The 11,742-nt window shown below is 73.4% G+C and carries 11 protein-coding genes; 7 read left to right on the forward strand and 4 right to left on the reverse strand.

Annotation, left to right across the window (positions count from 1 at the left end; genetic code table 11):
* Nucleotides 1-259 (forward strand): type VII secretion protein EccB (locus tag EAD98_RS24720; protein ID WP_199723539.1); only part of this gene is annotated, 259 nt, incomplete at its 5' end.
* Nucleotides 260-283: 24 nt separating this feature from the next.
* On the opposite strand, the gene EAD98_RS24725 is transcribed toward EAD98_RS24720, so the two are convergent.
* From EAD98_RS24725 to EAD98_RS24740, 4 genes are all read right to left on the reverse strand, one after another.
* The gene (locus EAD98_RS24725; RefSeq protein ID WP_121656390.1) at nucleotides 284-889 is read right to left on the reverse strand and encodes a bifunctional 2-polyprenyl-6-hydroxyphenol methylase/3-demethylubiquinol 3-O-methyltransferase UbiG; all 606 of its coding nucleotides are present in this window, start codon (nucleotides 887-889) and stop codon (nucleotides 284-286) included.
* A 112-nt stretch (nucleotides 890-1,001) separates the two neighbouring features.
* Nucleotides 1,002-1,868 carry a carbohydrate ABC transporter permease gene (locus EAD98_RS24730; RefSeq protein WP_121656391.1) on the reverse strand — a complete coding sequence of 289 codons (867 nt, stop codon included), beginning with the start codon at nucleotides 1,866-1,868 and terminating at the stop codon, nucleotides 1,002-1,004.
* Complete coding sequence (locus tag EAD98_RS24735) at nucleotides 1,868-2,824, reverse strand: carbohydrate ABC transporter permease (RefSeq protein ID WP_121656392.1); 957 nt, start codon at nucleotides 2,822-2,824, stop codon at nucleotides 1,868-1,870. Before EAD98_RS24735 ends, EAD98_RS24730 begins: the two co-directional genes overlap by 1 nt.
* Nucleotides 2,821-4,215: an ABC transporter substrate-binding protein gene (locus EAD98_RS24740; RefSeq protein ID WP_121656393.1), complete on the reverse strand. Its 1,395-nt coding sequence runs from the start codon at nucleotides 4,213-4,215 to the stop codon at nucleotides 2,821-2,823. The genes EAD98_RS24735 and EAD98_RS24740 overlap by 4 nt, the downstream gene beginning before the upstream one ends.
* Before the next feature lie 115 nt (nucleotides 4,216-4,330).
* On the opposite strand from EAD98_RS24740, the gene EAD98_RS24745 reads away from it, so the two are divergent.
* The 6 genes from EAD98_RS24745 to EAD98_RS24770 form a co-directional block, all read left to right on the forward strand.
* The gene (locus tag EAD98_RS24745) at nucleotides 4,331-5,368 is read left to right on the forward strand and encodes a zinc-binding alcohol dehydrogenase (protein WP_121656394.1); all 1,038 of its coding nucleotides are present in this window, start codon (nucleotides 4,331-4,333) and stop codon (nucleotides 5,366-5,368) included.
* Nucleotides 5,368-6,189: a sugar phosphate isomerase/epimerase family protein gene (locus EAD98_RS24750; protein ID WP_121656395.1), complete on the forward strand. Its 822-nt coding sequence runs from the start codon at nucleotides 5,368-5,370 to the stop codon at nucleotides 6,187-6,189. The genes EAD98_RS24745 and EAD98_RS24750 overlap by 1 nt, the downstream gene beginning before the upstream one ends.
* Entirely contained in the window at nucleotides 6,186-7,535 is a 1,350-nt protein-coding gene (locus EAD98_RS24755; protein WP_121656396.1) for a hypothetical protein, read from the forward strand. Before EAD98_RS24750 ends, EAD98_RS24755 begins: the two co-directional genes overlap by 4 nt.
* 43 nt (nucleotides 7,536-7,578) lie before the next feature.
* Nucleotides 7,579-7,977 carry an NUDIX domain-containing protein gene (locus EAD98_RS24760; protein ID WP_121656397.1) on the forward strand — a complete coding sequence of 133 codons (399 nt, stop codon included), beginning with the start codon at nucleotides 7,579-7,581 and terminating at the stop codon, nucleotides 7,975-7,977.
* A gap of 42 nt (nucleotides 7,978-8,019) precedes the next feature.
* Complete coding sequence (locus tag EAD98_RS24765) at nucleotides 8,020-8,532, forward strand: DUF2267 domain-containing protein (protein ID WP_121656398.1); 513 nt, start codon at nucleotides 8,020-8,022, stop codon at nucleotides 8,530-8,532.
* Between the two features lie 427 nt (nucleotides 8,533-8,959).
* The coding region (locus EAD98_RS24770; RefSeq protein ID WP_121656399.1) for an AMP-binding protein at nucleotides 8,960-11,742 on the forward strand (2,783 nt) is incomplete at its 3' end.

The following is an 11,742-nucleotide window of genomic DNA, read 5'->3' on the forward strand; positions in this document are numbered from 1 at the left end:
CCTGGCCGACCACGTGGTGGTGGAGCTGGGCCGCGGCGCGGTGGTCGAGGCGGCGGCGGCGCCCGGCGCGTCCGGCGGCGCTCTCTCCGTGGTCACCGACCTGGGCCGGCGGTACGTGCTGGCCGACCGGGACGTGCTCGCGATGCTCGGCTACGCCAACGTGCGCCCCCTGCGGCTGCCGGCGGGTCTGGTCAGCCTGGTGCCGGCCGGCGCGACCCTGGACCCGGCCGCCGCGCGAGCCGTCGCCGCCCCCGCCTGAACGGCCGGCGGACGACCGCGGGCATCAGGCGGCCGGGCGGCGCAGGATGGTGACCGCGAAGTCGGCGTCGTCCCGCCACGGGCGCAGGTCCCAGGTGGCGAAGCGATGCTCCAGGCGCAGCCCGGCGGCCACCGCGTCCGCGTCGAAGGCGGTCAGCGGATAGCCGCGATCGGTGCCGAAGCCCACCGCCAGCACGCCGTCCGGGCGCAGGTGCCCGGCGAGCCGGCGCAGCACCTCCGGCTCGGTGCCGGCGGCGACGAAGGCGAGCACGTTGCCGGCCAGCACCGCGGCGTCGAAGGGCTCGGGCTCACCGAGCGCCGACAGGTCCAGTTCGGCCAGGTCGGCGACCAGCCAGCGCGGGCCGGGGTAGTCGGTGCGGGCGGCGGCCACCAGCGCGGCGTCGGCGTCCACGCCCACCACGGTGTGCCCGCGTGCGGCCAGCGCCGCGCCCACCCGGCCGGTGCCGCTGCCGGCGTCGAGGATCCGGGAGCCGGGCGGCACCATGGCGTCCACCAGCCGGGCCTCGCCCGCCAGGTCCGCCCCCTCGGCCGCGAGCTTCCGGAACCGGTCGATGTACCACTGCGAGTGCTCGGGTCCCGTATCGGTCGCCCAGCGGGTCGGGTTGGCCATGTCGCCACCGTAACCGGGCCGGCGGGGACGTGACGGGTGACCCGGGGGAGCGGGATCCGGGTCACCCGCGTCATCGGCCGGCGTTTGCGCCGGCCGATGACGCCAGGTCTGCTCAGCCCTTCTCCGCGCCGCTGGTCAGCCCCTCGGTGAGCAGGCGCTCGCTGGCGAAGAAGAGGATCACGATGGGCAGGGTGAGGACGACCGACCCGGCCATCAGCACCGTCTTGGGCACCTCCACACCGTCGGCGAGCAGGGACAGGCCGAGTGACACCGTCCACCGGTCGGGTTTGTCGACCAGGAACAGCAACGCGAACAGGAACTCGTTCCACGCGATCATGAAGTCGTAGAGCGCGACCGCCATGATCGACGGCATGGCCAGCGGCAGGCTGACCCGGCGGATGATCCCGAGCCGACCGGCGCCGTCGATCGCGGCGGACTCCTCCAGGCTGACCGGGATCGTCTCGAAGTAGTTCTTCAACATGTAGACCGAGACCGGCAGCGTCTGCGAGATGTAGACGAGCACCAGACCGAACAGTGAGCCGCGCAGCCCGGCCCGCGTGAAGACCACGAACAGTGGGATCGCGATGACGATCGAGGGGAACAGGTAGACCGCCAGGAACAGGAAGTCGACCTGCCGCCGGCCGAAGAACCGCAGCCGGGCCACCGCGTACGCCCCGGGGATCGCCACCACCAGGGTGAGCACGGTCGCCGCGACGGCGACCAGGCCGCTGTTGCGGATGAAGGTGAGGAACCCCTGGCCGCCGTCGGCGGTGGCCTTGAGCACCTCGGCGTACGTGGCGACGGTCAGCTCGCCGAAGCCGACCACCAGCGAGCCGGGGTCGAGCAGCAACCGCTCGATGGGGCGCACCGACAGCATCAGCATGTAGTAGAAGGGGAAGACGGTGACCACCAGGAACGCGGCGATCACCAGGCGGCGCAGCCAGCGCAGGCTCACCGTCTCGACGACGTCCCGGTCCATCAGCCGACCCTCCGTCCGAAGAAGCGCAGGTAGATCAGCACGAACACGATCAGCACCACGGCCAGCACGACCGCCTGCGCGGCGGCGGCGCCGATGTCGGTCCGCGCGGTGAGGAACTCGTACACCCGGACGCTGACCACCTCGGTGCCGGCCGCTCCGCCGGTGAGCAGGTAGACGTCGTCGAACTTGTTGAAGGTCATGATGAAGCGCAGCACGCCCAGCAGGGCGATCACCGGAAGCAGTTGCGGCAGCAGGATGTGCCGGAACCGCTGGGTGGGGGTGGCGCCGTCGACCCGGGCGGCCTCCTCCAGCTCGCCGGGCACCGCCTGGAGCCGGGCCAGCAGGAACAGGAACGCGAACGGGAAGTACCGCCACGCCTCGAACACGATCACCGTGGCCAGCGCGGTGGACTCCTGGGACAGGAACGGCACCGGGGCGTCCCAGCCGAGCAGCCGCTGACCCCAGTCGTTGACGATGCCGAGCTGCGGGTCGAGCATCACCTGCCAGACGAAGGTCACCGCGACCACCGGCGCCACGTACGGCAGCAGCATGGACGCCCGGACCAGGGTCCGACCGCGGAACGGCCGGCGGACCACCAGGGCGGCGACCAGGCCCAGCAGGATCGACCCGACGGTGCCGCCGAGGCTGTAGACCAGGGTGGTCCAGAGGGTGCTGGCGAAGCCGGGGGTGTGCAGCACCCGGTCGATGTTGTCCATCGTGAACTCGCCGAACAGCCCGGTCTTGCGCAGCGTGGCGAGCCGGACCCGCTGGAAGGCGAGCACCACCGTCCAGACGATCGGGATGCCGATGACCGCGATGGTGACGAGCAGGGTGGGGGCGACCAGCGCGAGCCCGGCGCGGGACTCCCGACGCCGCAGGGTCAGCGGTCGACGACGGGCCGGCGCCGGCCGCTCCCGGGTGGGGGAGCGGCCCGGCCCGGGCGCGGTGGTGGTCAATTGACGCCCGCCTTGATGGCGTCGACGTCCTTCTTGGCTCGCGCGGCGGTGGCCGCCGCGTCGGACTTGCCGGCGATGAGGTCGCTCATCGCCTTGGGCACCGGCAGCTCGCCGAGCATGGCGCCGACCAGCTTGCCCTGCCCCTGGCTGAGCCCCCAGCGTTGGAAGGTGTCCGGGCTGCGGCGCAGCGTGGCCAGCACCTCGTCGCCGTACACGTCGGCGAGGGGCTTCTTCGCGTCCACGCCGGCCTGGCTGGTGTTCCAGGCGGTCAGGTACGCCTCGGGCTCGGCCGGGGTGCCCTTGCGCACCGGGAAGCGGCCCTCGGGCGACATGCCGAACCAGCGCGGGTAGCCGTCGCCGAGCATGTACTCCACGAAGGACTTCGCCGATTTGGTCGCGGCGCCGTCGAGCACCGCCCACGAGCTGATCTCGCCGTACTGGGCGGGCTCGGTGCCGTTCGGGCCCTTGATCGCGGTGACGAAGCCGCTGTTCTTCGCCAGGAACGTCGGGTCGGCCTGGCACTGCGGGCAGGTCGGCTTGGCGTCGTTGCGCAGCCCGGCCAGCTCGTCGAGGATGAACGGCGACCAGACCACCATGGCCGCCTTGCCGGCGAAGTAGGTGGCCCGGGTCGTGTCGACGTCCTGTGCGCCCTTGACCGAGCTGTTGCGGATCAGGTCGCCGTAGAAGCGGAACGCCTCGACGCACTGCGGCGAGTCCAGGGTGACCTTGCCGGCGTCGTCGGTGAGCTGGCAGCCGTTGGCCAGCGCCAGGTGCTCGAAGGTCTGCTGGGTGAACACGTCGCTGGGGGACGTCGCCGCGGTGATCCCGGCGACGCCGCCGGTGTTCAGCCTCGCCGCGGCGGCGGTGATCCGCTCGTACGTGTCGGGGGCGGGCAGGCCGGCGGCGTCGAAGAGGTCCTTGCGGTAGACGAGCAGCTGACCCCAGCCGTCGCTGGGCACGGAGAGCTGCTTGCCGTCGTCGGAGGTGAGCTCCAGCGCGCGGGGGGAGAAGGTCTGCTTGCCGAGCGTGTCGACGATCTCGGTGTTGGCCGAGGCGTGCAGCAGTTCGTTGCCGGCGAGCGTACGGATGCCGGCCAGGGAGACCGAGCCGACGACGTCGGGCAGGTCGCCCGCGGCGGCGTTGGCGGCGATCAAGGAGGGGAACTGGTCCTCGTTGACGGTCACGAGGTCGACCTGGATCCCGGTCTTCGCGGTGAAGTCGGCGATGATCGCCTTGGTGGCGGTGACCCGATCGGCCACGTCCTCCAGGCTCCACACGGTGATCTTCTTACTGTCGCTTTCCGGCTTATCATCGCCGCAGGCCAGCAGGGTGGACCCGGCCAGTGCCATGATCAGGGTGGTCGCGAGGATCCGCATCGGAGGTGCTGACATCGGTGGCACTCCTCTCGAAGGGTACATGACGGATTCAACGCCCTCGATTGATCAATGACAAGACATATAGCGATTTTTTGCTATCCTGGAGCCCAGTGCTACCGGGATGTGACTCATGGTCAACTGGGTTGTCTCTCTCGCCGGGCCCCGACGGATCAGCCTCGAGCCCTGCCGACCGGATCCGCTCGGTCCCGGCCAGGTACGGGTCCGCACCTGCTACTCCGGCATCTCGGCCGGCACCGAGCTCACCCTCTACCGGGGCAGCAATCCACGACTCAGCAAGGACTGGGACGACGCCGCGCGCATGTTCGTGCCCCGGCAGACCCCGGTGCCCTACCCGCTGATCGGCTTCGGCTACGAGGAGGTCGGCGAGGTCGTCGAGGTGGCCCCGGAGGTCACCGATCGGCACCCGGGGCAGATGGTCTGGGGCATCTGGGGGCACCGCGCCGAGGCCGTGCTGGCCGCCGGGGCGGTTTGCCCGTTGCCCACCGGCCTGGATCCGCTCGCCGCGGTCTTCGCCCGTCCGGGCGCCATCGCGCTGACCGCCGTGCTCGCCGGCGACCTGCACCTCGGCGACTGGGTCGGTGTCTTCGGGCAGGGCGTCATCGGGCTGCTCGCCACCCGGCTCGCGGTGCTCTCGGGCGCCCGGGTGGTGGCGGTCGACCGGGTGCCCGACCGGCTGGAGCACGCCGCCCGCTACGGCGCCCGGTCGATCGTGGACGCCGGCGCCGAGTCCGCCGCCGCCGTGCTGCGCCAGGCCACCGACGGCCGGGGCGCGGACGTCTGCCTGGAGCTGTCCGGGGCGTACCCGGCGCTGCACGAGGCCATCCGGTCCACCGCACACGCCGGCCGGGTCGTGGCCGCCGGCTTCTACCAGGGCCAGGCCGACGGGCTCGGCCTCGGCGAGGAGTTCCACCACAACCGCATCCAGTTGGTGGCCGCCCAGGTCTCCGGCCCCACCCCCGCGCCGAGCATGGCCGGCCGGTGGACCGGCGACCGGGTGGCGCAGACCTTCATGGAGTTGGTGGCTGAGCACAGCGTCGACCCGTTGCCGCTGGTCAGCCACATCGTCGACGCCAGCGCCGTCGCCGACGCCCTCGCGCTGCTCGACCGCGGCGCCGGTGACGTCCTCCAAGTGGTGTTGAGGTTCTGATGACCACCATCGCGCTGGCCTGCCAGGAACAACTCCTGCCGGGCACCGACCTGATCCAGAAGTACGCCCTCGCGACCGCCCTCGGCTACCAGGGCATCGAACTGCGCGGGCGCGGCGACCTCGCGTTCGCCCGCCGGCTGCCCGAGCTGCGCCGGGCCCGCGCCGCCGGGGTGGTGATGCCCACCGTCTGCGTCGAGATGGACCACTTCATCGGCGACTTCGACGCGACCCGGGCCGCTGACGCGGTGCGCAACCTGCGCTCCCAGCTCTCGGTGATCGCCGAGCTGGGCGGCGTCGGGGCGATGACGCCGGCGTCGTGGGGGATGTTCTCCCGGCGGCTGCCGCCGTTCGAGCCGCCGCGCCCGCCGACCGGCGACCGACGGGTGCTCCTCGACGCCCTCAGCGAGCTGGGCGAGCACGCCCGTGCCGAGGGGGTCACCCTCTTCCTGGAACCCCTCAACCGGTACGAGGACCACATGGTCAACCGACTCGACGAGGCGGTGGCGCTCTGCGCGGCGGTCGGGCTGCCGTCGGTGCGGGTGGTCGCGGACACCTTCCACATGAACATCGAGGAGGACGACGTGCACCGGGCGCTGCGCGCCGCCGCGCCATACCTCGGGCACGTGCAGGTCAGCGACTCCAACCGGTACCAGCCCGGTGCCGGGCACCTCAACTGGCCGGCGCTGGTGCGTACCCTGCTGGAGCTGGACTACCGGGGATGGCTGGCGCTGGAGTGCCGGCTGCGCGGCGACCCGGTCCGCGCCCTCGCGCAGGCCGCCACGGTGCTGCGGCACGCGCTGCCCCGGCGGGCCGCGGCATGACCGCCGGCGCCCCGGCCCGCACCGGCGGGCCGGCCGACCTCGCCGGCCTGCGCCGAATCGCGATCGCCACCCTCGACGCCAACTGGGAGCACGACCACACCGTGCCCTCGCGCACGCTCTACCCGCACCAGTGGAGCTGGGACTCGGCGTTCATCGCCATCGGGCTGGCCCAGGTCCGTCCCGAGCGGGCCTGGCGGGAGCTGGCGAGCCTGTTCCGGGCGCAGTGGGCCGACGGGCGGGTGCCGCACATCGTGTTCAACCCGGCGCTACGGGTCGGCGCGTACTTTCCGGGGCCGGAGCTGTGGCGCTCGGCGATCGCCGAGGGCGTTCCGGCCGTCGACACCTCCGGCCTGGTCCAACCGCCGGTGCACGCGCTCGCCGCGTGGCTCGCGTACCGGCGGGCGCCCGACCTGGGCGCGCTGCGCCGCCTCTATCCGGCGTTGGTGGCCCAGCAGCGCTACCTGGCCGAGCGGCGGGACCTGACCGGCGACGGGTTGGCGTGCGTCGTGCACCCGTGGGAGTCCGGACTGGACAACAGCCCGGCCTGGGACGAGCCGATGGCGGCGGTGCCGGCCGAGGCGACGGTGATGCGCGCGTACCGCCGGCACGACACGGCGCACGCCGACGCCGCGCACCGCCCCACGGACCTGGACTACGCGCGCTACCTGGCGCTCGTCGCCTCCTACCGGGACCGCGGCTACCGCGACCGGGGCCTGGCCGACGACCACCCGTTCCTGGTGGAGTGCCCGATGTTCAACGCGGCGTTCGGTGCGGCCGAACACGCGCTGGCCGAGATCGCCGTGCTGGTCGGCGCCGACCCCGGCCCGCACCGGGCCCGCGCGGCCCGGATCACCGAGGCCCTGGTGCGCCGGCTGTACGACCCGGCCACCGGCACCTTCGCCCCCCGCGACCTGCGCACCGACCGGCTGGTCCCGGCCCGCACCGTGCTGGGTCTGGCGCCGCTGATCCTGCCCGACCTGCCGGCCCGACAGGTGGACGCGTTGGTCGTCGAGGCCCGGTCGGCGCGCTTCGGGGTGGCCCGGCGGATGGACCGGCCGCTGCCCAGCCACGACCGGACCGCTCCGGATTTCGAGCCGGTGCGGTACTGGCGCGGGCCGAGCTGGCTGAACGTCGGCTGGCTGGTGCGGCGTGGGTTGCTCGCGCACGGACACCCGGAGTTGGCCGCCGGCCTGCGCCGATCCATGATCGGGCTGGTCGCCGGGGCCGGATGCCACGAGTACTTCCATCCGGACACCGGCGCCGGGCTGGGCTCGCCGGCGTTCGGCTGGACAGCCGCGCTGCTGCTCGACCTGTTGGCCGAGGACGCCGGGATTCCGCCGGGCTGAGCAGGCGTACGGTGTTCTCTGCCCACGGACGCGGAGGAGCATCGTGCCCGAGATCGACAAGGTGGCCTGGATCCTCATCGAGGACGGACGGGTGTTGAGCACCCGATCCCGAGGCAAGGATGTCTGGTACCTGCCGGGCGGCAAGCGGGAGCCCAGTGAGACCGACCTGGACACGCTGCGCCGGGAGATCGCCGAGGAGTTGAGCGTCACGGTGGACGTCGCCGGCGCCGTGCACGTCGGCACGTTCACCGCCCAGGCGCACGGTCACGCCGCCGGCACGACGGTACGCATGACCTGCTACCGCGCCACCCACGAGGGCGAGCTGAGGCCCGCCAACGAGATCGCCGAGCTGGCCTGGCTCGGGTACGCCGACCGGCACCGCACCTCCCCGGTCGACCAGGTCATCTTCGACCATCTGTCGGCGGCCGACCTGCTGCGGTGACGGCGCAGTTTGCCGGCACCGGCCGGGGGTAAGCGCCCGGGCGTGACCGACAGGGCGGGCGGCGGGCAGTTCCCACACTTCATCGACGCGGTGTCCCGGCGGTCCGGCCTGCCGACCGGGCAAGCCGCCGCCGTCGCCCGCGCCGTGCTCCAGACGATGGCCGAACGGGTGAGCGGTGGCCCGCCCGACCCCCTCGCCGGGCACCTCCCGGACGACCTCGACGGCTACCTGACCGACCCGGCACCGCCGACCGGGAACGCCGGCCCGGACAGCGGCGTCGCCGGCCCGGACAGCGTCGCCGGTTTGGACACCGGCGTGGGCCTGGACCTCGGCGGCACGGCCGCGGCCCCGCCGACGCCGGACGCCGGGCCGGTGGAGTTCCTTCGTCGGGTGGGGCAGCGCGCCGGGGTCGACCCGGCCACCGCCCGGACCGGCACCGGCGCGGTCTTCGCGACCCTGCGGGAGGCGGTGACCGTGCGGGAGTTCCGCGAGATGGTGGCGCGGTTACCGCGGGACGGCGACGGTGGGGTCACGCCGGCCACCACCGATCCGTAGGGCAACTGAACGGCGCACACGTGCATTACCGGCGATATCCCCTTCAGGCCGCCGAAAATTGCGGTATTCCTGACGCCGGGTCCCTTGGAATCCAGTGTCGATCATCCGACGAGTGGTCTGTCGATCGCGCGACTCCATTCGGCCGAGCGGGAAATTCCACCGCGCAAGAAAGTCCGTGCCGAAAAATTGGCCGCAGACGGCCGCATTAGGCGAAAATTCCCCGTTGCGCCAGAGGGATGATCGGACGATGTTCGTCGGCCCTCGTCCGAGCCCCGAGTCGGCCCTTTGGCTCGACTCTAATCGATGATCTTTGCCGACAGTCATCGACCCCTATGCTCCTTCCATTGTGAAGTCCTGGGGGGGATCATGATAACGATTGTCGATTGCTGCGCGCCCGTCTGTTGTGGACCGGTGCACGCGTCCTGAAATGGGAATCTCGCCGCTGATCCATCGCTTCCGCGATGCCGCCGCCGCCCGTCCCGACCATCCCGCCGTCCTCGGCGACACCGGCCCGCTCGACTACGCCGCCCTCGCCGGCCTGGCCGGTGGGCACGCCGACCTGCTGGCCGCGGCCGGCGTCCGCCCCGGTGACCGGGTCGGCCTGCTGACCGCGCACGGCGCCGGCACCATCGCCGCCATCCTCGGCACGCTCGCCGCCGGCGCCGCCTACGTGCCGCTCGACCCCGGCTTTCCGGAGCAGCGACTGCGCCACCTGCTCGACGGCGCCGACGTCACCGTCCTGCTCTGCGGTGGCGAGCACACCGAGCTGGCCCGGCGGCTCGCCGCCGACCGGCCCGGCCTGCGGGTCGTACCGGCCGTCGACGTGCGGCCCGCGCCCCTGCGGCCGGTGCCGGTGGACGCCGACGCGCTCGCGTACGTGCTGTTCACCTCCGGCTCCACCGGGCGGCCCAAGGCGGTCGGGCAGAGCCTTCGGAACCTGACGCACGTGGTGGACAACCAGATCGCCCTTCTCGACCTGCGGCCCGACGACCGGCTGAGCCTGCTCGCCTCGTTCAGCTTCGACGCGGCCATCCCCGACCTGTACCCGGCGCTGCTCACCGGCGTCACCGTCGTCCCTGTCGACCTGCGCCGGCACGGCCTGGCGTACGCCGTCGAGCAGTTGGCCCGCCACGGCGTCACCGTCTACCACTCCACCCCGACGGTCTACCGCTACCTGTTGGACACCCCGGGCGTCGAGCGGCTGGACCGGGTCCGGGTGGTGCTGCTCGGCGGTGAGCAGGCCAGCTACGCCGACGCCGTCCGCGCCCGGGGCCGCTTCGCCCCCGGCTGCGTCCTGGTCAACGGCTACGGGGCCACCGAGATGACCTTCGTCGCCCGGTACGCGCTGCCGCTGGCCGACGTCGACCCGGCGGCCACCGGACCGCTACCGATCGGCACCGCTCTGCCCGGGTACGCGCTGCGCCTGACGCCGGCCGGCGAGATCGTCGTGCGGAGCCGGCACCTCGCCCCCGGCTACCTGGACCGAGCCAGCGACCGGTTCGGTCACGACCCCGACGGCGTGCCGGTGTACCGCACCGGTGACCTGGGCGAGCTGCTGCCCACCGGCGACCTGCGCTGCCTCGGGCGGCTGGACCGACAGGTCAAGGTGCGCGGGTTCCGCGTCGAGCTGACCGAGATCGAGTCGGTGCTCGCCGCCGAGCCGGGCATCGCCGAGGTACGCGCCATCGCCCGTGACGGCGAGCTGCTGGCGTACGTCCGGCCGGCCGGGCCGCCGGTGGACCCGGCGGCGCTGCGGGCCGCCCTGGCCCGGCACCTGCCCGAGTACGCGTTGCCCCGCGCCGTCGTGCCGGTCGCCGAGTTCCCCCTGACCACCAGCGGGAAGATCGACGAACGGGCGCTGCCGGACCCGTCCCGGGCGGTGCCGCCCGGCGACCGGCCCGCCACCCCGACCGAGCGGGTCGTGCACGACATCTGGTGCGCCGTGCTCGGCCGCGACGCGGTCGGTCGCACCGACAGTTTCTTCGACATCGGCGGGCAGTCCCTGCTGCTCGGCGAGGTGCAGCAGCGGCTGGCCGAACGGTTCGGTGTGGCGGTGCCGCTGCTGCGGCTCTTCGACCACCCGACCGTCGCCGCCCAGGCCCTGCTGGTCGACCCGCCGGCAGCGGCCACCCCGCCAGCACCGGCCACCCCGCCGGTGGTCGGCACGGCGCCGACCCGGCCCGCCGTGCCGTCGACCGCCGCCGGTCCGTCCACCGCGCCGGTCGGACCGCGTGAGCACACCGGCGACGAGATCGCCGTGGTCGGTCTCGCCGGCCGGTTCCCCGGCGCGCCGGACGTGGCCACCTTCTGGTGGAACCTGTGCGCCGGGGTGGACGCCATCCACGACCACAGCGACGAGGAGCTGGCCGCCCTGGGGATCGGCCCGGGGCTGCGCGCCGACCCCCGGCACGTCAAGGCCACCGGCCGCCTCGACGGGGTCGCCGACTTCGACGCCGAGTTCTTCGCCTTCGGTGACAGCGAGGCCGCCCGTACCGACCCGCAGCACCGGCTGTTCCTGGAGACCGCGTGGGAGGCGCTGGAGGACGCCGGCCACGACCCGACCGGGTTCCCGGGCCTGGTTGGCGTGTACGGCGCCACCTCCGTCAACCGCTACTTCCTGTTCCACCTCATGGACAACCCGGCCGTGGTCGGCGACGTCGACCCGGACGACTGGGAGGCCCGGCTGGTCGGCCGGCAGCTCGCCGACCACCTGCCCGGGCAGGTCGCGTACCGGCTGGGGCTGACCGGGCCGGCGGTGGCGGTGCAGAGCGCCTGCTCCAGCTCACTGGTGGCGGTCTGCCTCGCCGCGCAGAGCCTCGCCGACTACCAGTGCGACCTCGCCCTGGCCGGCGGGGTGAGCGTGACCTGGCCCCGGCACCGGCACACCCCCGGCGGCCTGGCCTCCCCGGACGGCCGCTGCCGCGCCTTCGACGAGGCCGCCCAGGGGGCCGGGTTCGGCTCCGGGGTCGGAGTGGTGGCACTGCGACGGCTCGCCGACGCGCAGGCCGACGGCGACCGGATCTACGCCATCCTGCCCGGCTGGGCGGTCACCAACGACGGCGCCGAGCGGGCCGGGTACGCCGTGCCCGGCCCCGCCGGGCAGGCCGCCGCGGTGGCCGGCGCGCTCGCCGCCGCCGAGGTCGCCCCGGGCGAGGTCCGCTTCATCGAGGCGCACGGCAGCGGCACCCCGCTCGGCGACGCCATCGAGGT

The sequence above is a fragment of the Micromonospora sp. CV4 genome, from assembly GCF_003667455.1.
In the GTDB taxonomy this organism is placed as follows: domain Bacteria; phylum Actinomycetota; class Actinomycetes; order Mycobacteriales; family Micromonosporaceae; genus Micromonospora.

Coding starts and splice junctions, on each gene's coding strand:
- EAD98_RS24725 (WP_121656390.1), bottom strand. CDS start 889: ATGGCCAACCCGACCCGCTGGGCGACCGATACGGGACCCGAGCACTCG.
- EAD98_RS24730 (WP_121656391.1), bottom strand. CDS start 1,868: ATGGACCGGGACGTCGTCGAGACGGTGAGCCTGCGCTGGCTGCGCCGC.
- EAD98_RS24755 (WP_121656396.1), top strand. CDS start 6,186: ATGACCGCCGGCGCCCCGGCCCGCACCGGCGGGCCGGCCGACCTCGCC.
- EAD98_RS24750 (WP_121656395.1), top strand. CDS start 5,368: ATGACCACCATCGCGCTGGCCTGCCAGGAACAACTCCTGCCGGGCACC.
- EAD98_RS24740 (WP_121656393.1), bottom strand. CDS start 4,215: ATGTCAGCACCTCCGATGCGGATCCTCGCGACCACCCTGATCATGGCA.
- EAD98_RS24745 (WP_121656394.1), top strand. CDS start 4,331: ATGGTCAACTGGGTTGTCTCTCTCGCCGGGCCCCGACGGATCAGCCTC.